Here is a 20,641-nt window from a genome sequence, read left to right on the forward strand (position 1 = left end):
TACCCCTGTGATTATTACTCTTTGAACTGTGATAACTAGGCGCTAATGTTTAAATTTGGGGCCTAATTCAAACAGGAACCATGTTACAGGTAAGTGAAATTCGCGATAACAAAGAACGTTTTGCTCAGGCTTTAGCCAAGCGCGGTTTGGATGCCATGCCTATTTTAGAAGAGGTGTTGCAGGCAGATGAACTCCGCAGAAAAACGCAAGCTCAATTGGATGAGACTTTAGCGCAATCCAACACTTTCTCCAAGGAGATCGGGCAATTGTTCAAAAGCGGAGAGGTACAAAAAGCCAACCTGTTGAAAGAGAAAACTGCCGGGCTTAAAGAGCAATCTAAAACCTTGCAAGAGGAGCTCAATGCAGCTGCAGAAAAGCTTCAAGAATTACTCTTCACTTTACCAAACATCCCAAACGCTGCCGTTCCAAAAGGAAGCAGTGATGAAGACAATGTAGAAACAGAGCGCCACGGAACCATCCCTAGTTTACACGAAGGAGCTCTTCCGCATTGGGAATTGGCCAAAAAATACAACCTCATTGACTTTGAATTAGGAAACAAGGTGACCGGAGCAGGTTTTCCAGTTTATATTGGCAAAGGAGCTCGTTTGCAACGCGCCTTGATCAGTTATTTCTTAGACAAAAATATTGACGCTGGTTACACTGAATATCAAGTGCCACATTTGGTGAATGAAGCCTCAGGTATTGGAACCGGGAGCCTTCCTGACAAGGAAGGACAGATGTACCACGTAACTGGAGACAATCTCTACTTGATCCCAACGGCAGAAGTACCCGTAACCAACCTGTTTAGAGGAGATCTGCTCAACGCCAAAGACCTACCTATTGCTTGTACTGCCTACACGCCCTGCTTTAGACGTGAGGCCGGTTCTTATGGAGCGCACGTACGCGGTTTGAACCGTTTGCACCAGTTTGATAAGGTAGAGATTGTGCGCATTGAGCAGCCCGAGCGTTCTTATGAAGCTTTAGAAGAAATGCTGGCTCACGTTAAAGTAATTTTGGGAGAGTTAGGCCTTCCCTATCGTGTGCTGCGCCTCTGCGGAGGAGATCTGACCTTTGCCAGTGCACTCACTTATGATTTTGAAGTGTTCTCAACCGCTCAAGACCGTTGGTTGGAGGTTTCCTCTGTTTCTAACTTTGAGACCTTCCAAAGCAATCGCATGAAGTTGCGCTTTAAAAATGCAGATGGCAAAAATCAATTAGCACATACCTTAAACGGTAGCGCCTTGGCCTTACCGCGCATCTTAGCAAGTATTTTAGAAAACTATCAAACCCCTGAGGGCATTAAGATCCCAGAGGTTCTAGTGCCTTACTGCGGATTCGATATGATCCAATAAGAATTCTGGCTTACTTTTTGGTTTCTCAATCACGGCTGATGGCAATAGTGCCTTTTGCAGCCCTGTAATTTATTTGAGGTACTTAACGCAGCTTTAAGAACTCAATTGATATCTTTACACAAGTGCGTAGTCTAATACTCATACTGCTGTTTTTATTGCCCTTGAATTCCATTGGGCAAAGTGACGCTTTGGCCCAAACTTACTTTGAAGAAGGCAAGTATGACAAAGCACTTAGGATCTATCAATCCATTTACGATAAGAATCCGCGCAGACTGGATATTTTCAAAGCCTTAGTGGCCACCCATCAGCAATTGGAAAACTACCAAGAGGCCGGCGTGTTACTGGAAAATAGAGCGCAGACTGTAGGTCGCTATCCGCAGCTTTCTGTCGATATTGGCTACAACTATGAACTGCAGGACCGCACCGAGGAGGCCAAAGTATTTTATCAATTGGCCATAGACGAATTAAATCAACAACCCAATTACGCGCGATTCATTGGGGACACCTTTGACAGCTACGGTTTGCTAGAATGGGCAGTGAAAGCCTATGAACGCGGAATGGAGCTCAATCCCAATGCCGACTTCTTTTTGCAACTTTCCCGCATTTATGGAGAACTGCAGAATTTTGAGAAGATGTTTGAGGCATATTTAGGCCTGATGGAATCCAAGCCAGGCTACAGCTCTTACACCAAACGCAGTTTAACCCAATTCATCACTGAAGATCCCGCCAACGAGGCCAATGTGATCTTTAGAAAGACCTTGATCAAAAGAATTCAGCAGGATCCTGATCTGCTTTACAATGAGCTTTTGAGTTGGTTGTATGTGCAGCAAAAGGAATTCCGCAAATCCTTCAGTCAGGAAAAGGCCATCTACAAGCGCAAAGGAGAAACCTTAGAACACATTTCTCAATTGGCCAGCATCACCGTAGAAGAAGGTGAGTATGCCATCGCGCTAGAGATCTTTGAATATATCATTGACAACAGCAGCATTTTAGAGGAGCAACTCGATGCAGAAGAAAGACGATTAGACGTCATTGCCAAGACCGAATCAGACCTCAAAAAAGTCGAAGCAGAATTTGACCAAGTCTTTGAAAAATACGGCCTAAGCACGCGCACCTACGCCCTGCAGATCGCTTACAATGATTTCATCGCCTTTAAGAAAAAACAACCCGATACTGCCATCTTAAACCTGAAAGTGTTGACCGATACAGATCTGAATCGTTTTGAGAAAGCTCGGGTAAAGATGAAGCTCGCGGACATTTTGGTCTATACCCAAAAATTCAACCAAGCGCTGATCTTTTATTCGCAGATTCAAAAGAAGGTACAGGGGAATATTTTAGCGCAAGAAGCGCGTTTTAAAGTAGCGCGCACCAGTTATTTCAAAGGCGATTTCAAATGGTCTCAGATTCAACTGGACGTGCTAAAAAAATCTACCTCCCAACTTATTGCAAATGACGCCATGGAGCTCAGTTTACTGATCAGTGACAATTCTGTAGAGGATACTACACAAACGGCGCTGCGTAAGTTTGCCAAGGCAGATCTGCTCAGCTTACAAAACAAACCCAATGAAGCTGTTTCCCTGCTCACTGAGATCTTAGAAACACACAAGGGAGAATCTATAGAAGACGAAGCCCTTTTGCGCCGAGCAAAATTGTATACGCAGCTTGGAGTCTTTGAGAAAGCTGAGGTGGACTACAAGACCATCATTGAGCTTTACAAAGAAGATATTTTGGCAGACGACGCCTACTTTAATCTAGCCCAACTGTATGAAAAACAGTTGGCCCTCCCAGAACGCGCTCAGGAATTTTACGAGCAAATTGTCTTTAATTTCCCGGATAGTATTTACTTTGTAGATGCACGCAAGCGTTACCGCAGTCTTCGCGGGGACACCATCAATTAAAGTCAAATGGCAAAATCTAAAAAGATAGATTGGCTCAACCACGGTTTAGAGTTTGTGGTTGTTATTGTTGGAATTTTACTGGCTTTTCAGTTGGATTCCTGCCGGGAAGACCGAAAGAACGAGGTTTTACTGCGACAGCATTTGTCCAACATCATTGAGGAGACCGAATTCAACCTTAGAATGGTAGACAGTGCGCTTATCAAGGGACAAGAAGCTGAAAAGAATCTAAATCAACTCTTACAGCTCATAGCCCGCGAACAGCAATTTGAAACCATCAACGCGCTGAGCATGCAACAATTGGCTTTTGTAAATGTTTACATTAAAAGAAATGCCTATCAATCACTCATCCAATCTGGAGATGTTCGCCTTATAGACGATTTTGAGCTGAAGAATGACATTATCAATCTCTACGAATATTACAATTGGACGGAATTTTATGACGAGGTAAACGGAGAGGTCTTTACCGCCTATTTTTTGCCTTATGTTATGAAAGAATTCGATCTGTTTCAACTCCGCACCCAAGAGCCAGAGGTTTACACAGATCAACGATTTAAAAATGCTTTGGGCACCATGAGTTATCAGTTTACCGCGCGTCTGGAGAAGTATCGTGAAACCCAAGAACGCATAAGAGCCTTTTTAGAAAAATACGAAGAGCTATGATCATCTACAACGTCACCATAAACATTGAAGAATCCATTCACGACACTTGGGTGGATTGGATGAAGAACGAACATATTCCAGATATGCTCGCCACTAAAAAATTTACCAAAGCCTTAATGACACGAGTCTTGGTGGAGGAAGAAATGGGCGGCATTACTTATTCGGTGCAATACACGGCTCCCAATGCAGATACACTCAAGCGTTATTACGCTGAAGACGCTCCGAGATTGCGAGGAGAAAGCAAGCGCTTTGAAGGCAAATTTGTGGCCTTTAGAACAGAACTGGAAATTGTAAGCGAACAATAATGGCTTCCCCAGTACGCGCCAAAAAGCATTTGGGTCAACATTTTTTGGTCGACAAGAACATTGCTAGAAAGATCAGTGAAACCTTGTCTTTTGAAGGTTTTGAGCAGGTGCTTGAAATTGGTCCTGGGACTGGCGTACTCACCGAGTTTCTCATTCAAACAGGCAAGCCCATTACAGCCATGGATGTAGACACCGAATCCATTGAATACCTCAATGCGACTTATCTACAATCCAATCTGACCGTTGTAGAGGCCGATTTTTTAAAGGCCGATCTGCAAGAGCGTTTTGGCAATGCCCAATTGGGAATCATTGGGAATTTCCCTTATAATATTTCCTCTCAGATCGTTTTTAAAGCTATTGAAGCCCGAGGTCAAGTACTCGAATTTGCCGGAATGTTTCAAAAAGAAGTGGCCCAACGCATCTGTCAAGGCCCAGGCAATAAGTCCTACGGAATCCTTTCTGTACTTACGCAAGCCTTCTTTGAAACGGAATATCTCTTTACTGTACCTCCAGGAGTGTTCAATCCACCACCTAAAGTAGATAGTGGCGTGATGCGCATGCGTCGAAAAGAACATTTTCAATTGCCCTGTGATGAGGACCTATTCTTTAAAGTGGTCAAAACTGCCTTTAATCAAAGGCGTAAGACCTTACGCAACAGCTTAAAATCTTTTGATTTGTCTGATAAGTTGAAAGAAGATGCTATCTTTGAGCTTCGTCCGGAACGTCTTTCGGTTTCCGGGTTTGTCGAACTCACTCAAAAAATAGCGCAAGATGGCCTTTCAGATCACAGATGAGTTAATCGACCAGGTTCAACAGCACATCGCGTCAACCGAGGATACCCAGCTCAAAGCATTAATGGGTGACTACCACTATGCGGACATTGCTGAGATCTTGGATGAGCTCAATCTGGAAGATGCTACCTATCTGCTTCGCCTTTTAGATTCCGAAACCACTTCTGACGCCTTAATGGAGTTAGATGATGATCTGCGTGAAGACCTTTTAGACAATCTTTCTCCTAAGGAAATTGCAGAGGAGCTCGACGAGATGGATACTGATGACGCGGCCGATGTGATCGCAGAATTGGATGATGCCATTGTTGAGGAAGTGATCGACGAGATCAAGGATGAGAAACACGCTCAAGAGATCCGTGAACTGCTCACCTATGATGAAAACAGTGCCGGTGGACTTATGGCGAAAGAATTGGTCCGCGTTAAAGACACTTGGACCATTGCCGGCTGCGTTCGAGAAATGCGCAGACAGGCCAAAAATGTGACACGTGTGCATTCTATTTATGTAGTGGACAAGGATGAAAAACTCATCGGCCGCCTGTCTTTAAAAGACTTACTGACCGCTCCTGAAAAGGCCAAGATCAGCGACATTTATATTCCTCGCGTAGACTTTGTCTTTGTGGATCGCACCGGAGAAGAAGTAGCCCGAATCATGAATAAATATGACTTGGAAGCCATTCCTGTGGTGGATGAGCATCACAAACTCCTCGGAAGAATTACCATTGATGATATTGTAGATTTCATCAAACTGGAGGCTGAAAAAGACTACCAGTTGGCTGCAGGTATTACTCAAGAAGTAGAAGCCGATGACTCCATCTTTGAACTCACCAAAGCCCGATTGCCTTGGTTGGTTTTAGGCCTCTTTGGTGGTTTGGCATCCGTTTTTATTTTAGAAGATTTTGAAGATCTCATGGCAGATCCTCAAGTGAAGGCCTTATTTTTCTTTACCCCATTGATTGCGGCTATGGCTGGGAATGTGGGCGTACAATCCAGCGCGATCATTGTACAAGGTTTGGCCAATGATGTGGTGAAAGGAAGTTTGTGGCAGCGTTTGTTAAAAGAGGTTGGATTGAGTCTGATCAACGGGATTGCCTTAGGCGGACTGGTTATGCTTTTTGGAGCTATTATGGGATACACGGTTGCCTTTAGTCTGACCATTGCTGTTTCTATGCTCTCGGTTATTATCATTGCTGCACTCATCGGGACCTTTGTACCCATCATTTTGGACAAACGCGGCATCGATCCGGCTATTGCAACCGGACCGTTTATCACTACCAGCAACGATATATTCGGGATCTTTTTATTCTTTTACCTCTCCAAGCTTATTCTTCAGTTTTGACCCCTCAGATCTTCACGCAAAGCATCACTGTTCGCGAGGAGCATATTGACGATCGCAACCACGTCAACAATCTGGTTTATCTTCAATGGTGTTTAGACGCTGCAGAAAACCACTGGACCCAAAACGCCACGACTAAACATCTACAAGACTATGTTTGGTTTGTCTTAAAGCATGAAATCGAATACAAAATGCAAGCCTTATTGGGAGAACAGTTATTGATCAAAACCTGGGTTGCAAGCAATGCTGGAGTTCGATCAGAAAGGCAGTATGAAATCTACAACGAGCAAACGGGCAAATTACTCGTCAAAGCCAAAACCCTTTGGTGTCTGTTAAAAGCAGACAGCAAGAAACCCACTTTAATTCCAGAGGAAATTTGTAATTTGTTTATCGATGAGTAAACCGATAAACATTCAGGAAAAATTTAGCCGTTTTAGCGATCACTGGCATCCGCATCAAATAGCAACAGTAGATAATATGCAAGTGCTATTAGCTAAGATCAGCGGGGAATTTGTCTGGCATGCCCACGAGGAAGAAGACGAGCTTTTCTACGTGCAAAGAGGCACGCTTTTAATGCATTTTAGAGATCGCGTGGAAACTGTCAATGAAGGCGAGATCATCGTGGTTCCTAAAGGCGTTGAACATTGCCCAAAAACCGTAGACGGTCAAGAAGTACAACTGCTGTTATTTGAGAAACTAAGTACCAAACACACCGGAGATGTGCAGCATGAAAAAACGCGCAGCTCCTACCCAAAGATCTAAACTTTGAAAATCCTCCATCTAGATAAGAATCATCCTTTACTCACCCAGCAGCTCAAGGCTGCGGGCCATCAGAATACAGAAGCTTATCAAGTATCACGAGCAGAAGCCTTAGAAATACTTCCCGAATATGACGGAGTCGTTTTAAGAAGTCGAATCACCGTAGATCAAGAATTCCTAGATGCAGGCCAACGCCTGAAGTTCATCGCACGTGTTGGCGCAGGAATGGAAAGCATTGATGCCACTGTTGCCCAAGAAAAGGGAATTCAACTCTTCTCGGCTCCAGAAGGCAATCGCAATGCAGTAGGCGAACACGCCTTAGGCATGCTGCTCGGGCTGCTCAATAAATTGATGCCTGCCCATCAGCAGATCAAAAAAGGACAGTGGAACCGAGAGGCGAATCGCGGCTTGGAGTTGGATTATCGCACCGTTGGCATCATTGGTTACGGCAACATGGGAAAAGCCTTTGCGCGTAAACTTCGTGGCTTTGAATGCCGTGTACTCTGTTATGATATTTTAGCCGATGTAGGTGACGAAAATGCCCAGCAAGTGGATTTTGAAACCCTTCAAAAAGAGGCCGATGTGATCAGTCTGCACACCCCTTGGACTCCGCTTACCGATAAGATGGTTGATGGTGAATTCATCAATGGCTTTAGCAAAGCTTTCTTTTTAATTAATACTGCTCGCGGGAAATCAGTAGTCACTGCAGATTTAGTGAATGCCTTAAAATCGGGTAAAGTGCTCGGAGCAGGTTTGGATGTGCTTGAATATGAAAAGAGCTCCTTTGAATCTTTATTTGAAGCAGACAAGATGCCTCAAGCACTTGCAGAACTGTTGGAAATGGATCAAGTAATACTGAGCCCTCATATTGCGGGTTGGACCGTAGAGAGTTTAGAAAAGCTGGCCCAAACCATCGTAGACAAGATCAAAAACGCCTTTGATAATTAATAAGTATGAAGCGAATCATTCTGGTCTTTGGTGCGATTGTGATTTTGCTGATGCTGCTTTTTGAAACTAGCAAGCGCATTTGGCTCAGTAGTGACTTTCAGGCCGAATGGATCTTAGCAGTGCTCGCTTTAGTATTTTTTGGAGTCGGGATCTGGGTCTCACGTTATTCAAAAGCTAAACCCAAAGAAGCTCAGCCTTGGACCCAAGATTTGGTCATGATTGAAAAGCTCGGGATCTCCAAACGCGAGTTAGAGGTCTTAGAGGCCTTGGCCGATGGCCTTTCCAATAAAGAGATCGGGGCCCAGTTGTTTGTTTCTGAAAGCACGGTAAAAACCCACGTTTCTAATCTTTTGGTCAAGCTGGACGCAAAACGCCGAACCGAAGCGCTGAAGCGGGCTCAGGAGCTACAAATCCTACCAAAGTAGGAGTCCAAAAATTCCATAAAAATTGAATTTGGTACTTTAGTATGAGCTGCCTACAAGAGCAGCGACATACTTTTGAACTGTGCTTCTAAACTGAGAAGCTTAAGTTCAATTTTAAAATCAACTAACATGAAATCAACTATCATTAAGTACGGGATCAGATCCTTAATTGCAGGCCTGATACTCTTTGGAATTAGCCTATTGCTGTCATTGCAATTTGAAATTGGCAATAGTGAAATTTTAGGCTATGCCGGAATCATCATTGCGCTTTCTATGATCTATTTTGGCATCAAGGCCTACAGAGACCGGGTGAATGGCGGAGCAGTAAGTTTTGGAAACGCCCTTTTAGTCGGATTGGGAATTAGCGCTATGGGTTCTTTAGGGATCGCTGTAGCGGACATGATCTATACCGGCATCATTGATCCGGATTGGGCCGTTAATTACGCCGAAGAAATGAAAGCCCAAGGGGTGGAAGCAGAAGTATATAGCACACCCATGTTGGGCGTATTGATGTTCTTTATCGCCATGTTTGTGGGCATGATCATTACTTTAATCTCAGCATTAATCCTAAAACGCAAAGCATAAGATGGAAAAACGAGTAACCGGATTGGGCGGATTCTTCTTTAAGACCAAAGACCCAAAAGCAGTCAAAGATTGGTACAAGCAGCATCTAGGTTTAAACACTGATGACTACGGATGCACCTTTTGGTGGAAAGATGCCGATGGGAACGATTGCAGCACCCAATGGAGTCCTTTTAAAGAAGACACCGAGTACTTCAAACCCAGCGAAAAACAGTTCATGATGAATTTTAGAGTAGCTGATCTGGAGAGTCTTTTGAAGACCTTAAAAGAAGAGGGGGTCACAGTGGTTGGAGGGATGGAAACCTATGATTACGGCAAGTTTGGGTGGATCCTAGACAATGAAGGCAATAAGATTGAATTGTGGGAGCCTATTGACAGCGCCTTTTTGTAAAATTGCTACTTTTAGGTAAAACTTTGAGCAGCCATGAGTGGATCAGATAAAAACAAAACGGACGACATTTTTGACGGCTTTGAGAATGCCACAGAAAAGGCACGTGAAGCGGCTTCTCAGGCGGGTGATGCCGCAGAAGAAGCAGCGAGAAATATCAAGGAAAGCTGGAACGAACTGCGAGAATCTAAAGACAACAAGCGGGTATTGGCTGGTATCTTAGCCATTGTTATTGGTGGGTTCGGGCTTCATAAATTTGTTTTGGGATACAACAAAGAAGGAATTATGCTTTTAGCAGGTACTTTTATTCTGGGCATTATCACTTTTGGTCTATTTGCCTGGGCCATTTGGGTGGTGACTTTAGTAGAAGGAATCATCTACCTCACCAAGTCTGACGCTGAATTTTACCATACCTATCAAGAGAACAAGCGACCTTGGTTCTAGATCATTAAAAGCCTTTTTAACGGAAGGCTTTGTTTTTATAGTATATAATCGTAATATTGCAATATAACATTATGGGAGTATCTAAAAGACATATACATTCAGTAAAGGCCAATCAACTTGCAGACTTGGCAAAAGTGATCTCGCATCCTGCGAGGATCTCTATCTTAAACTATATCGGAGACTGTGAGGGTTGCCTTTGTAAAGACATTGCAGAAAAGATCAGGCTTTCTCAGCCTACCACTTCTCAGCATTTACAGGTAATTAAAAAATCAGGCTTGCTCAAAAGTCGCTTTGAGGGAAAGAGCCAATATTACACCATCAACAAATCCAGGCTTACGCTACTTAAAGAACTTTTCCAAGATTTCTTTGAGTCTACAGAGGCCAAATGTTGTTAAAACCTAGAACTATGAATACACAAGAATTATTCAACTTACTTGACCAACATAAAAACGCTGCCCTACTCTTTGAATACAGCCCAGGGCAACTGGTTGGGGCGAACTATCATATAACAGAAGTAAAGCATGTTGTCATTGACTCGGTAGACTGTGGAGCTCGCGCCGACGGCTGGAATGAAACGGTGATTCAACTTTGGGAAAGCCCAGATGAACTCGGAAAAACCGAATACATGACCGCTTTTAAAGCCTTAGGAATCCTTAAAAAAGTTGGGCAAATGCGTGCCTATGATATGAACTCCGTGGTCCGCTTTGAATACGGGAACTCGGTATTTCACACAGCGCAACTTTTTGTTAACGATTACGAAATCAAAGGCAATCAGATCTTGCTTAAGTTAGCTGTAGAACCAACAGACTGCAAAGCCAAAGACATTTGCGGAGTTCCTGAACCCGCGATGGCTGAAGCTTCTAACAGCTGCAGTCCTGGGAGTGGATGTTGCTAGATCATGGAAATACAACAACTCAAAAAGAAGCATTATCCAGAAGTCGCACAGATTTATAGTGACGGCTTAGACACTGGTATTGCCACTTTTGAGACTGAGGTCCCCAATTGGAAAGCCTGGAAGAAGAAGTTTATGAAGCCCTGTCGCTTTGTAGCTTTAAGAGACAACCAAGTTGTTGGATGGTGCGCTCTGAGTCCAGCGTCCAAACGCAAGGTTTACAAAGGCGTGGCAGAGAGTACAATTTACATCGCTTCGGATCACCGCGGCCAAGGCATTGGACGCAAATTGCTAAAACATCTTGTTATAGCTAGCAAAGCCGCTGGTTTTTGGACGCTCCAAGCCGGCATCTTCGCAGAGAACAAACACAGTATTTATTTGCACGAACAATGCGGATATCGCATCGTTGGAGTCCGCAAGCGCATCGCCAAGCGTGACGGCAAATGGTACGATAACGTATTAATGGAACACAGAAACGACATAACATAGCCCAAATGAAGAATATCTTGGTTTTATGCACAGGCAACAGTTGCAGGTCACAAATGGCCCATGGATTTTTAAACCAACAACTCGGTGACAAAGCAGCCATTTACAGCGCGGGAATTGAAACCCACGGCCTCAATCCAGGAGCAGTTGCTACTATGCAACGCGCTGGTTTAGATATCACTGGTCACACCTCAAATCACGTTGATGAATACGCAGGAATTGACTGGGATTTCATCATCACCGTTTGTGATCACGCCTATGAGAACTGCCCATTCATTGCAGCTCCCAACGCTCAACGTTTGCATCACAATTTTTACGACCCCTCTAAGTTTGTAGGCTCTGAAGAAGATACTCGAGCTGCTTTTGACAAGGCACGCGATGAGATTCAAGCTTATGTAACAGAATTTGCCTCAACACACTTTTAAAACTTAGCCTTATCTTCATAGGGTGAAGCGGGTTTTAATTTTATGGTTTAGTGTAATGCTGATGGGTTGCAGTGAGCAACCTAAAAAGCAATCTGCTACCGCCGTTTCGGTGCCTTCCGTAAGCCAAACTTCTTTGATTGTCTTAGGTAATTTACAAGATGCTGGCGCTCCTCAACTGGGATGTCAAAAATCCTGCTGCGCTGATAAAATAAACAATCCGAACCCTTTAGACGCTGTGGTTTCCCTGGGTTTGGTAGATTCCAACACGCAGAAGAATTATCTCTTTGAAGCCACTCCAAACATCAGCAAACAATTGGCTTGGTTGCAAAAAGCCAATCCCGGTAGCGACCCAATTCCATCAGGGATCTTTTTGACCCATGCGCATATTGGCCATTATTCGGGTTTAATGCATTTGGGCAAGGAAGCTGCTTCTACAAGGTCGGTTCCTGTTTACGCCATGCCCCGAATGGATGAATTCCTCAGAGCAAATGCACCTTGGAGTGCTTTGAGTGAAAACAATAACATCAGCTTAAGGCAGATGGATTCTACAACTTTGAATTTATCGGGCGAACTGCAAGTGACCCCTATTTTGGTGCCTCATCGCGATGAGTATTCAGAAACGGTGGGCTATCACATTATTGGCCCGAATAAATCCGCACTTTTTATACCAGATATTGACAAATGGGCCCTTTGGGAAGAATCAATAATAGATTGGATCGGGCAAGTCGATTATGCCTTTTTGGACGCTACTTTTTATAGCGGAGATGAACTCGGTGGACGCGATATGTCGCAGATTCCACATCCATCCATAGAAGAGAGCATGACACTTTTTGATTCTTTATCAGACGAGCTGAAATCACGCGTGTATTTCATTCACTTCAACCACACCAATCCAGCGCTCGACCCTTCATCCGAAGCAACAACAACCATACTTAATAAGGGGTATAATATTGCGCAGCCGTTGGAAGTCTTTGCGCTTTAGGCAGCCTATTCCTCTTCGGAACGCAGCCCATATTTTTTCTCGAGTTCTGCTTGAAACTCTTCCATTACAGGCTTAACGGTACTTTCTGGCAAATCAGCAATTCTGATATACATCAAACCGTCTACCGCGTTATTGAACAGAGGATCCACATTAAAGGCAACCACCTTGGCGTTTTGCTTGATGTACTTTTTAATAAGAACCGGCAAACGCAGACTTCCTGGTTCCACCTCATCAATAAGTTTGTCAAACTTGTTCAGATCAGCCTCGGTCTCATCAAAAATAAAGTCCTTATCTGCATCCTTAAGCTTTACCTTGTACTCCTTTTTTGGATTGATGTACTGGGCTACGTAAGGATCGTAGTAGTTTGACTTCATAAACTCGATCATCAAAGATTTAGAGAAGTCAGAGAATTTATTACTGATACTCACCCCGCCGATCAAATAACGATGCTCTGGGAAACGCAACGTGGTATGCACAATTCCTTTCCACAGCAAAAAGAGCGGCATAGGCTTTTGCTGGTATTCCTTTATGATGAAGGCGCGGCCCATTTCTATGGACTTGCTCATCATGGGGTAGAGTTCGGGTTCAAATCTAAACAGATCTTGCAGGTAGAAACCGTCTATGCCATATTCCGCAAAGATCTTAGAGCCTAGTCCCATACGGTAAGCGCCAACCAACTTGTTTTTATCGTTGTCCCAAAGGAACATATGGTGGTAATAACTATCAAACTTATCCAAGTCTGTAGAGTTGTTGGTCCCTTCCCCGATCTCTCTAAAAGTGATCTCACGCAATCGACCGATCTCTTGCAAAATGTTCGGTATGCGAGCGGCGGGAGCTAAGAACACCTCGTAGTTTTTACTTTGCAGTAGGCGTTTATCATCTGCTGTAAGGGCTTCCACTTCCTTGAGCATGGCTTCCGTTGAAGCTGGCCCAGCGATCTTCTTGGGAGCTTTTGGCAGCTTTAAGGTCTTTGGAATGCTCTCAATGAGGGTTTTCTTTTCAAAAGGATTGGCCAGTACGTATGTTTTTCTACGGAGGAATTCCGTGAAGTTCTCCAGAGTCTCGTGTTCTTGTTGATCTTTGACCGAGATCGGATTCCCGATTCGCACCTTGATCAAACGTTCTTTTTGCGTCAACAATTCTGAGGGCAGCTTAGCGGTGCGCAGGGTGTCACTCATCTTTGCCAGACGGTAAAAAAGCTTACTGTTTTTAGCGTGGAAGTAGATCGGTACCACAGGCACTTCGGCCTTTTTGATCAGCTTCATCGCAGCTACTTCCCAAGGTTTGTCAACCATAAGCTTATCATCCTTGTAGGTTGACACCTCTCCTGCAGGAAATATTCCTAAAGGATGTCCGTCGCGCAAATGACCAATGGCGTTTTTAAAACCAGTAACGCTGGACTTGATGTCCTTTCTGTCCTCAAAGGGATTTACAGGCATCACATAGGGCTTTAAAGGCTCAATACGGTGCAATAGGAAATTCGCGATGATCTTAAAATCGGGACGATCTTGCAAGAGCAGTTTGAGCAGTAGAATACCGTCAATACCACCTAAAGGGTGATTGGAAATAGTAATGAAAGGCCCGTTCTTTGGGATACGCTTTAAATCTTCCTCTGGGATCTCAAATTTGATCTCAAACTCATCCAAAAGCGAGGTGACAAATTCCAGATCATTGAGGTGCTTGTGTTTGTTGTAGATCTTGTTGAGCGTATCGATCTTTAGGATCTTCATGAGGGTCCACCCCATAAAAGTCCCAAGAATACCGAATTTTTTGAGCCCAACGGCCGTGGCTACCTCTTTTGCGTTAACTAATCCCATGAGAGTATTGCCCCCAAATATAGGGAATCTAACTTTGCCCGATAACCACCTGAACGGTTTCCTGTGCTTCCTGCTTCAGCAGCACTTCTTGGCCTTTGACTAAAGCCTTGATTTCCTCCGGTTTGGCATGACGGACAGTATAAAGAGTCACCCCTTCATAATGTGTTACACTGAACTGTTGTTTTAACTGGGTTAAAAGTTCAGGCAGGCGTTTGAACTTGTTATCCACGACCACCGAAAAACTAATGGCCGAATTCTGGATGAGTTCCACCTTCATCTTATACTGATGCAAAAGCTTGAAGACCTCCCCAATATGATCTTCCATCATAAAAGAGAAATCCAAAGAAGAAAGGGAAATAAGTACTTGGTCTTTCTTGAGGATAAAACAAGACACCATAGGGTCTAACGCCTTGCCTTTGGTCACGCAGGTTCCAGGATCTTCTGGCTTAATGAAAGAGCGCACATAAAGCGGAATTTCCTTGCGCTGCAAAGGTTGAAGCGTCTTAGGGTGAATTACAGACGCTCCGTAAAAGGCCAATTCTATCGCCTCGCGATAGGAAATATGATTCAGCAATTGCGTCTTAGAGAAATGACGCGGATCTGCGTTCAAAACTCCTGGAACATCCTTCCAAATGGTCACGCTTTCCGCATCCAAACAATAACCGAAGATCGCCGCGGTATAATCCGAACCTTCTCGTCCTAAAGTTGTGGTAAAGTTATTGTTGACTTCCGAGCCCAAAAATCCTTGAGTTATGGTAAGTCCTTTGCGATCCACCGATTTTTTAATAAGCTCTTGGGTCATTTGCCAATCCACACGGGGATCGCGATAGGTGCTGTCTGTCTTGATACAACTGCGCACATCCAACCAAGTATTCTTATGCCCATTTTCGTTGAGAAAAGTAGATACGATAGTCGTAGAGATCAACTCGCCAAAACTCACCACTTGATCGTAAACAAAGGCATGCGTCTCCGATCGGTTGTGGGCTAGAAAATCCTCCAATGACCCAAAGAAGTCTTTGATCCTTTGATGAATACTGTGGCTTTTGTTGGGAAACAAGTCCTTAAGGATCTCTAGATGGTATTGTTTGGAAGAATCTATGGCCGCTTTTACAGAATCGTCCTTTTTAAAATAGGCACTAACCACTGCCTCTAAGGCATTGGTGGTTTTACCCATGGCCGATACAACGACTACCAGTTCACTGCTGCCGGTATTCTCCAATACTCGTTTTAAGTTCCTAACCCCTGTAGCATCTTTGACAGAGGCTCCTCCGAATTTAAATATTCGCATGCTTCTCCATATAAATAGCAATAGCCTTTCGATCCATCTGAGCGATATACCAATCTTTTAAAAGATTGGCTCCAATGGACTCGTAAAGCTGAATAGCTGATTCATTCCAATCCAAAACCACCCAATCAATTCGGCCCACATCTTCCTGCTTGCCGTATTGAATCACACGATCCAAGAGTGCTTTCCCGAGACCTTTACCGCGCATGGATTGCGTGACAACAAGATCTTCCAGATAGAGTCCGCGGCCATTCCAGGTAGAGAATCGGAAGTAGACCAAAGCCATTCCAACCACTTTACCGTCTATCTCGGCCACAAAACACTTGAAAAGTGGTCGCTCTCCAAATCCTTCCCTTACTAAAGTTTGAGTGTCGATCAAAACAGCATCGGGTTCCTTTTCAAAAACCGCCAATTCTTTAATCAAAGAAAGCATGGCTGGGGCGTCCTCTTTTCGGGCTTCTCGAATCATTTTAATGATTTTGTAATACCACAAATATCGGGGCTATTTGTGAATTTTAACGATATTTGCTGGAAATTCTCATCAACTACTTCCATGGCTATCAGAAACCAAACGCTGGGCGAATTCATCATCGAAAATCAGAGTGAATTCAAATACTCTTCCGGCGAATTATCAAGACTCATCAACTCCATAAGACTGGCTGCAAAGGTGGTCAACCACGAGGTAAATAAGGCCGGTTTGGTTGACATTTTAGGTGCTGCCGGTGATATGAACATACAAGGCGAGGATCAGCAAAAGTTAGACGTTTTTGCTAATGAAGCCTTCATTAAAACCTTGACTAACCGTGAAATTGTCTGCGGAATTGCCAGTGAAGAGGAGGACGATTTCATCGCCATTAAAGATGGAAACCCAAACAACCAACACAAATATGTGGTCTTGATTGACCCTTTAGACGGTTCTTCTAACATTGACGTGAATGTCTCTGTGGGAACCATTTTTTCCATCTACAGACGGGTAACACCAGTGGGAACGCCTGTGACTGCTGAGGATTTTCTCCAGGCAGGCAACAAGCAGGTTGCTGCCGGATACATCATTTACGGTACTTCTACGATGATCGTGTATTCCACAGGTCATGGAGTAAATGGCTTTACGCTCAACCCGGCCATTGGAACCTATTATTTATCACACCCAAATATGAAGTTCCCAGACAATGGGAATATCTATTCTGTGAATGAAGGGAACTATTCCCAGTTCCCTCAAGGAGTGAAGGATTACATCAAATATTGTCAGATGGAAGAAGGCGACAGACCGTATACTTCTCGTTATATCGGTTCATTGGTTTCTGACTTTCACAGAAATATGATCAAAGGCGGAATCTATATGTATCCCAGCACGGCTAAGAATCCTCAAGGTAAGCTGCGTTTGCTTTACGAATGCAACCCCATGGCCTTTTTGGCGGAACAAGCTGGAGGAAAAGCCAGCGATGGCTTCCAAAGAATTCTAGATATTGAGCCTACAGAATTGCATCAAAGAGTTCCCTTTTTCTGCGGATCCACTACTATGGTCGAACAGGCAGAATCTTGTATGAAAAAGGCTGCAAAGGCTTAAAGAACACGAATTTTAGTACATTTACTTTTCAACGTAAGATTATGGCGAAGGAAAAAACAAAAACCCCCCAAGGTGAAGCCATGGATTCTGGTTCCAAGATCGAAGCAATAAAGCAGCTGATCTTTGGAGAGAATATCGAACAATACGACAGTGAGTTCGATACGCTAAAACAAGAAATTCAGGACCGCAAAAAAGAACTTGAAGACTATATAGATCAGGTTCGTAACGAGCTCATGCAATCTATTGATTCCATGACCACAGACATCAACATCCGTATCACTGACCTAGAAGATGCGCTTAACGACAAAACCGAAGGTGTTGATAAAGCTAAGGTCAATAAAGACGAACTCGGAGATCTGTTGATCAAATTGGGAGAAAAGCTACGCTCCTAAGAAAATCCATTTATGGTCGAGCAAAAGGATAAACTCAACCTGCTTCGGGATATCCTGTTAATTGATGACAGGGAGGTTGCCGATGCCATATCCCAACGCCTTGATACCATTACACAGACTCTCGAGTCCAAAGAAAAACTAGCAAAAAAAGTCGATCCCATCTTTGAGGAGAACATGGAACAATTTGTGGAGGAAATCCCCACGCGATTGGGCCCTGTGATCACCAAAACGCTCAAAGAACAGATCGCAAATAGTAAAGATCAAGTTGTGGAAGCGCTCTATCCTATTTTGGGAAAAATGGTAAAGCGTTACATACAAAATGAGCTAGCACTACTATCAGAGAACATCAATAATAAGGTCAACAACACCTTTACGCTTAAGGGCTTACAACGCAAACTCAAAGCCCTGTTTACCGGAGTGAAGGAAAGCGACATTATTTTGAGTGAATTGGATGCACCAGAACTGATGGAAGTGTTTGTGATTAAAAAGGGGTCTGGAATGCTTTTGGGCAATTATTCCAACCAACAGACCTTGGACAAAGACTTGATCTCTGGCATGTTGACTGCCATTAAGAGTTTTGTGGAAGATGCGTTTCAGGGCGAAAGCCAAAATCTGGAAGGAATTGACTACGAACTCTACAAAATCCAAATTCAGAATTTCCATTCGTACTACATGGCTGTTGTGGTTTCCGGTAACCTGACGCCGCAGTTCGAAAACGAAATTGAAGACCTAATCCTTGAAAACAGCGACACCTTGAGTGAGTTGTTAACTAACGCGCAACGTGAAAACGTAGACATCTTCTTAGCTTCAATGTTTGAAGACTATTTAGACAACACCTAATTTTAAGTTTGGAACACAAATTGCAAAGCAAATCATTGACAACTAAAATTACCACGTATTAGATGGAAGTATCTAAAAAAATTGTGCTGATAGGGCATTTTGGAGTTGGAAAGACCAGCTTAGTGAGACGTTATGTTGATAGCGCCTTTAGTGAGGATTATCTGGTGACCCTTGGGGTTCAGGTAAAGAAAAAACAGATCGAATTGGACGACAATCAGGTGAATATGATTATCTGGGATCTGGAAGGAAACGCTAAGGTCGAAGAGATGCGTTCGAGCTATATGTTAGGAACTGATGGTTTCCTCTACGTCTTTGACTTAACCCGTCCGATCACTTTTAACAACCTCAACGAAAATCTAGATTTCATCAAAAAGCAATATCCCAAGGCCCCAATTAAGGTTGTTGGAAACAAGGCCGATCTTTTTGACGGAACCGATCTGGATGAATTTCTCACCAAAAACAATCTGGAACATGTCATCACAACCAGCGCGAAGGAAGGAACCAACGTCGCCACGGTCTTTGAAGAATTAGCCAGAGAACTGTTGTAATCTATGAGTTTAAAGAGTTTTAAATCTGACTTGCTTGAAAAGCGAGTGCAGATCATTACCACCGATATGTCTGGAAAGGTCACGGCTTCTGATGATGCCTTGATCCCGCTTAAAAAAGGAAGTCGTTTGCAGGATCTTGATCCATTTTTCGAAGCGATAGTTCCCCTGCTTAGTGCAGATGCTCAACTGCTTGAGTTTCCCTGTATCAATTTAAAATCCGACGAGCAGGAGTTCGTTTTAGATATTGAATTGCGTTATGGCGATGGAGAATTGATCGCTATTCTCTATGATTTTACGGAGCATTATCGCAGATCTCATCCGGTGGTTCAAGAGAAGAACGAGAATACTATTCTGGCAAACCAATTGTTGGTTGAACAAGCCATTGCCAATGAAAAGGAAGCTCTTAAAAACAGCTTCTTGTCCAAGCTCAGTCATGAATTGCGCAAACCCTTGGGCAATATGATGGGTTTTGTAAATCTGCTACAAGACAGCAATCTGAATTACGATCAAACAGAGATGCTCAAGATCGTGCGCCAAACTGGTTTGCATCTTGAAGAATTGCTCAATGATCTGTTGGATATCTCCAAGATAAGTGAAGGAACCTTACACCTGAAGAACGTTTCATTTAAGATGAAGGATGTTACAAAACACCTTCATGATATGTTCAGTCTTAAAGCCAAAACTAAACGAATTGAATTTGAGATCAACCTGAGAGACAACGTGCCTCCAATTCTTATCGGAGACCCTATTCGCGTAAAGCAGATTCTGATCAATTTGGTAGACAACGCCTTTAAAAATACGCCGAAAGGAAAGGTACTTTTAGACATCAGTGTAGACTATTCACGCGCTAAAAAGGTCTCTTTACGTTTTAGTGTTTCTGATACAGGATACGGAATTAAGGATGCTGAACTTTCCAATATTTTTGACTCCTATTACCAGATCGATAAACTCCTTTCTCCAACAGAAGGGCAAGGTCTCGGACTAAAAATAGTAGATGATCTGGTCAAACTTCAAAAAGGAAAGATCAAAGTAAAAAGTAAGGTGGGTGAAGGATCACAATTTGAAGTTTCTCTACCTTTTGAAGTACCACTCCGAGAGGAGAAAAAACCTGCTCGTAAAAAAGCAATAGACGTGGATGAGCGTATCCGTGTGCTTTGTGTTGACGATGCCGAATTAGATCAGATGTTGATCATGAAGATCCTGATCAATGAAGGTTTCATTTCTATGGACCTAGCCTTGCACGGCGAAATGGCTCTGCAACTTATCGATCTAAAGACCTATGATGTGATCCTGTTAGATTTGGATCTGCCCATCCTCAACGGAATTGAATTCTTAAAGCGTCTGCGCTCAGAGCGAAAGACCAAAAAGGTTCCAGTGGTAGTACTTACGGCGATGGCTGGAGTAGAGTATCAAAAAGAAGCAGAAGCGCTAGGCATCTCTGCTTATTTGACAAAACCGTATCAGCCTAAAGAGCTCGTTAAAGCTATAAAGGCAGCGTTTAAAGAAAGGTAGAAGTAAGCCCGTT

The 20,641-nt window shown here is 43.4% G+C and carries 26 protein-coding genes; 23 read left to right on the forward strand and 3 right to left on the reverse strand.

What is annotated here, in order from left to right; genetic code table 11:
• Nucleotides 1-80: 80 nt before the first annotated feature.
• From serS to POW22_RS00975, 18 genes are all read left to right on the forward strand, one after another.
• Nucleotides 81-1,352, forward strand: coding sequence for a serine--tRNA ligase (serS, locus tag POW22_RS00890; protein WP_272830503.1), 1,272 nt, complete (start codon nt 81-83; stop codon nt 1,350-1,352).
• Between the two features lie 122 nt (nt 1,353-1,474).
• Nucleotides 1,475-3,250, forward strand: a complete 1,776-nt coding sequence (locus POW22_RS00895) for a tetratricopeptide repeat protein (protein ID WP_272830504.1) — start codon at nt 1,475-1,477, stop codon at nt 3,248-3,250.
• 6 nt (nt 3,251-3,256) lie between these two features.
• Complete coding sequence (locus POW22_RS00900) at nt 3,257-3,910, forward strand: DUF6090 family protein (protein WP_272830505.1); 654 nt, start codon at nt 3,257-3,259, stop codon at nt 3,908-3,910.
• A complete protein-coding gene (locus POW22_RS00905; protein ID WP_272830507.1) occupies nt 3,907-4,215 on the forward strand; it encodes a DUF4286 family protein in 309 nt (102 codons plus the stop codon). The genes POW22_RS00900 and POW22_RS00905 overlap by 4 nt, the downstream gene beginning before the upstream one ends.
• Entirely contained in the window at nt 4,215-5,009 is a 795-nt protein-coding gene (rsmA, locus tag POW22_RS00910) for a 16S rRNA (adenine(1518)-N(6)/adenine(1519)-N(6))-dimethyltransferase RsmA (protein ID WP_272830508.1), read from the forward strand. The genes POW22_RS00905 and rsmA overlap by 1 nt, the downstream gene beginning before the upstream one ends.
• Nucleotides 4,987-6,342: a magnesium transporter gene (mgtE, locus tag POW22_RS00915; RefSeq protein ID WP_272830510.1), complete on the forward strand. Its 1,356-nt coding sequence runs from the start codon at nt 4,987-4,989 to the stop codon at nt 6,340-6,342. The genes rsmA and mgtE overlap by 23 nt, the downstream gene beginning before the upstream one ends.
• Complete coding sequence (locus POW22_RS00920) at nt 6,339-6,740, forward strand: acyl-CoA thioesterase (protein ID WP_272830512.1); 402 nt, start codon at nt 6,339-6,341, stop codon at nt 6,738-6,740. The genes mgtE and POW22_RS00920 overlap by 4 nt, the downstream gene beginning before the upstream one ends.
• The gene (locus POW22_RS00925; protein ID WP_272830513.1) at nt 6,733-7,101 is read left to right on the forward strand and encodes a cupin domain-containing protein; all 369 of its coding nucleotides are present in this window, start codon (nt 6,733-6,735) and stop codon (nt 7,099-7,101) included. The genes POW22_RS00920 and POW22_RS00925 overlap by 8 nt, the downstream gene beginning before the upstream one ends.
• Nucleotides 7,102-7,104: 3 nt before the next feature.
• The gene (locus POW22_RS00930; protein ID WP_272830514.1) at nt 7,105-8,046 is read left to right on the forward strand and encodes a 2-hydroxyacid dehydrogenase; all 942 of its coding nucleotides are present in this window, start codon (nt 7,105-7,107) and stop codon (nt 8,044-8,046) included.
• A 5-nt stretch (nt 8,047-8,051) separates the two neighbouring features.
• Nucleotides 8,052-8,471, forward strand: coding sequence for a response regulator transcription factor (locus POW22_RS00935; RefSeq protein WP_272830515.1), 420 nt, complete (start codon nt 8,052-8,054; stop codon nt 8,469-8,471).
• Nucleotides 8,472-8,597: 126 nt separating this feature from the next.
• Nucleotides 8,598-9,053: a DUF4199 domain-containing protein gene (locus tag POW22_RS00940; RefSeq protein ID WP_272830516.1), complete on the forward strand. Its 456-nt coding sequence runs from the start codon at nt 8,598-8,600 to the stop codon at nt 9,051-9,053.
• A gap of 1 nt (nt 9,054) precedes the next feature.
• Complete coding sequence (locus POW22_RS00945; RefSeq protein ID WP_272830517.1) at nt 9,055-9,441, forward strand: VOC family protein; 387 nt, start codon at nt 9,055-9,057, stop codon at nt 9,439-9,441.
• A 33-nt stretch (nt 9,442-9,474) separates the two neighbouring features.
• A complete protein-coding gene (locus POW22_RS00950; protein ID WP_272830518.1) occupies nt 9,475-9,882 on the forward strand; it encodes a TM2 domain-containing protein in 408 nt (135 codons plus the stop codon).
• 71 nt (nt 9,883-9,953) lie between these two features.
• Nucleotides 9,954-10,277 carry an ArsR/SmtB family transcription factor gene (locus tag POW22_RS00955; protein ID WP_272830519.1) on the forward strand — a complete coding sequence of 108 codons (324 nt, stop codon included), beginning with the start codon at nt 9,954-9,956 and terminating at the stop codon, nt 10,275-10,277.
• Nucleotides 10,278-10,288: 11 nt separating this feature from the next.
• Nucleotides 10,289-10,777, forward strand: coding sequence for a DUF6428 family protein (locus POW22_RS00960; protein ID WP_272830520.1), 489 nt, complete (start codon nt 10,289-10,291; stop codon nt 10,775-10,777).
• A gap of 3 nt (nt 10,778-10,780) precedes the next feature.
• The gene (locus POW22_RS00965) at nt 10,781-11,263 is read left to right on the forward strand and encodes a GNAT family N-acetyltransferase (RefSeq protein ID WP_272830522.1); all 483 of its coding nucleotides are present in this window, start codon (nt 10,781-10,783) and stop codon (nt 11,261-11,263) included.
• Nucleotides 11,264-11,268: 5 nt separating this feature from the next.
• Nucleotides 11,269-11,685, forward strand: coding sequence for an arsenate reductase ArsC (locus POW22_RS00970; protein ID WP_272830523.1), 417 nt, complete (start codon nt 11,269-11,271; stop codon nt 11,683-11,685).
• A 22-nt stretch (nt 11,686-11,707) separates the two neighbouring features.
• Nucleotides 11,708-12,667 (forward strand): MBL fold metallo-hydrolase, encoded by a 960-nt coding sequence (locus POW22_RS00975; RefSeq protein ID WP_272830525.1) that lies wholly within the window; start codon nt 11,708-11,710, stop codon nt 12,665-12,667.
• A gap of 5 nt (nt 12,668-12,672) precedes the next feature.
• Here POW22_RS00975 and POW22_RS00980 read toward each other — a convergent pair whose 3' ends face one another.
• From POW22_RS00980 to POW22_RS00990, 3 genes are read right to left on the reverse strand one after another with little or no spacing between them, the layout of a single operon-like run.
• Nucleotides 12,673-14,484 (reverse strand): lysophospholipid acyltransferase family protein, encoded by a 1,812-nt coding sequence (locus tag POW22_RS00980; RefSeq protein ID WP_272830526.1) that lies wholly within the window; start codon nt 14,482-14,484, stop codon nt 12,673-12,675.
• A gap of 28 nt (nt 14,485-14,512) precedes the next feature.
• Nucleotides 14,513-15,772, reverse strand: coding sequence for an aspartate kinase (locus POW22_RS00985; RefSeq protein WP_272830527.1), 1,260 nt, complete (start codon nt 15,770-15,772; stop codon nt 14,513-14,515).
• Entirely contained in the window at nt 15,759-16,238 is a 480-nt protein-coding gene (locus tag POW22_RS00990; protein ID WP_272830528.1) for a GNAT family N-acetyltransferase, read from the reverse strand. Before POW22_RS00990 ends, POW22_RS00985 begins: the two co-directional genes overlap by 14 nt.
• A gap of 84 nt (nt 16,239-16,322) precedes the next feature.
• Between POW22_RS00990 and fbp the strand changes: the two genes are divergently transcribed.
• The 5 genes from fbp to POW22_RS01015 all read left to right on the forward strand — a co-directional run bounded on the left by fbp (nt 16,323) and on the right by POW22_RS01015 (nt 20,628).
• Nucleotides 16,323-17,336 carry a class 1 fructose-bisphosphatase gene (gene fbp, locus POW22_RS00995; protein ID WP_272830529.1) on the forward strand — a complete coding sequence of 338 codons (1,014 nt, stop codon included), beginning with the start codon at nt 16,323-16,325 and terminating at the stop codon, nt 17,334-17,336.
• A 41-nt stretch (nt 17,337-17,377) separates the two neighbouring features.
• Nucleotides 17,378-17,728 carry a fructose 1,6-bisphosphatase gene (locus POW22_RS01000; protein WP_272830531.1) on the forward strand — a complete coding sequence of 117 codons (351 nt, stop codon included), beginning with the start codon at nt 17,378-17,380 and terminating at the stop codon, nt 17,726-17,728.
• Between the two features lie 12 nt (nt 17,729-17,740).
• Nucleotides 17,741-18,568, forward strand: a complete 828-nt coding sequence (locus tag POW22_RS01005; RefSeq protein WP_272830532.1) for a 5'-3' exoribonuclease — start codon at nt 17,741-17,743, stop codon at nt 18,566-18,568.
• Nucleotides 18,569-18,630: 62 nt separating this feature from the next.
• Entirely contained in the window at nt 18,631-19,116 is a 486-nt protein-coding gene (locus POW22_RS01010) for a Rab family GTPase (RefSeq protein ID WP_272830533.1), read from the forward strand.
• A gap of 3 nt (nt 19,117-19,119) precedes the next feature.
• The gene (locus tag POW22_RS01015; RefSeq protein WP_272830535.1) at nt 19,120-20,628 is read left to right on the forward strand and encodes an ATP-binding response regulator; all 1,509 of its coding nucleotides are present in this window, start codon (nt 19,120-19,122) and stop codon (nt 20,626-20,628) included.
• Nucleotides 20,629-20,641 lie beyond the last annotated feature (13 nt).

It is taken from the genome of Gilvibacter sediminis (assembly GCF_028561565.1).
Classification (GTDB): domain Bacteria; phylum Bacteroidota; class Bacteroidia; order Flavobacteriales; family Flavobacteriaceae; genus Gilvibacter; species Gilvibacter sediminis.

Bases quoted from the DNA above. Each gene is read 5' to 3' on its own strand.
- POW22_RS00980 (WP_272830526.1), bottom strand. From the start codon at position 14,484: ATGGGATTAGTTAACGCAAAAGAGGTAGCCACGGCCGTTGGGCTCAAA.
- POW22_RS00985 (WP_272830527.1), bottom strand. From the start codon at position 15,772: ATGCGAATATTTAAATTCGGAGGAGCCTCTGTCAAAGATGCTACAGGG.
- serS (WP_272830503.1), top strand. From the start codon at position 81: ATGTTACAGGTAAGTGAAATTCGCGATAACAAAGAACGTTTTGCTCAG.
- POW22_RS00905 (WP_272830507.1), top strand. From the start codon at position 3,907: ATGATCATCTACAACGTCACCATAAACATTGAAGAATCCATTCACGAC.
- POW22_RS01005 (WP_272830532.1), top strand. From the start codon at position 17,741: ATGGTCGAGCAAAAGGATAAACTCAACCTGCTTCGGGATATCCTGTTA.
- POW22_RS00945 (WP_272830517.1), top strand. From the start codon at position 9,055: ATGGAAAAACGAGTAACCGGATTGGGCGGATTCTTCTTTAAGACCAAA.
- rsmA (WP_272830508.1), top strand. From the start codon at position 4,215: ATGGCTTCCCCAGTACGCGCCAAAAAGCATTTGGGTCAACATTTTTTG.
- POW22_RS00970 (WP_272830523.1), top strand. From the start codon at position 11,269: ATGAAGAATATCTTGGTTTTATGCACAGGCAACAGTTGCAGGTCACAA.
- mgtE (WP_272830510.1), top strand. From the start codon at position 4,987: ATGGCCTTTCAGATCACAGATGAGTTAATCGACCAGGTTCAACAGCAC.
- POW22_RS01010 (WP_272830533.1), top strand. From the start codon at position 18,631: ATGGAAGTATCTAAAAAAATTGTGCTGATAGGGCATTTTGGAGTTGGA.
- POW22_RS01015 (WP_272830535.1), top strand. From the start codon at position 19,120: ATGAGTTTAAAGAGTTTTAAATCTGACTTGCTTGAAAAGCGAGTGCAG.
- fbp (WP_272830529.1), top strand. From the start codon at position 16,323: ATGGCTATCAGAAACCAAACGCTGGGCGAATTCATCATCGAAAATCAG.
- POW22_RS00900 (WP_272830505.1), top strand. From the start codon at position 3,257: ATGGCAAAATCTAAAAAGATAGATTGGCTCAACCACGGTTTAGAGTTT.
- POW22_RS00965 (WP_272830522.1), top strand. From the start codon at position 10,781: ATGGAAATACAACAACTCAAAAAGAAGCATTATCCAGAAGTCGCACAG.
- POW22_RS00990 (WP_272830528.1), bottom strand. From the start codon at position 16,238: ATGATTCGAGAAGCCCGAAAAGAGGACGCCCCAGCCATGCTTTCTTTG.
- POW22_RS00960 (WP_272830520.1), top strand. From the start codon at position 10,289: ATGAATACACAAGAATTATTCAACTTACTTGACCAACATAAAAACGCT.
- POW22_RS00940 (WP_272830516.1), top strand. From the start codon at position 8,598: ATGAAATCAACTATCATTAAGTACGGGATCAGATCCTTAATTGCAGGC.
- POW22_RS00935 (WP_272830515.1), top strand. From the start codon at position 8,052: ATGAAGCGAATCATTCTGGTCTTTGGTGCGATTGTGATTTTGCTGATG.
- POW22_RS00950 (WP_272830518.1), top strand. From the start codon at position 9,475: ATGAGTGGATCAGATAAAAACAAAACGGACGACATTTTTGACGGCTTT.
- POW22_RS01000 (WP_272830531.1), top strand. From the start codon at position 17,378: ATGGCGAAGGAAAAAACAAAAACCCCCCAAGGTGAAGCCATGGATTCT.
- POW22_RS00925 (WP_272830513.1), top strand. From the start codon at position 6,733: ATGAGTAAACCGATAAACATTCAGGAAAAATTTAGCCGTTTTAGCGAT.
- POW22_RS00955 (WP_272830519.1), top strand. From the start codon at position 9,954: ATGGGAGTATCTAAAAGACATATACATTCAGTAAAGGCCAATCAACTT.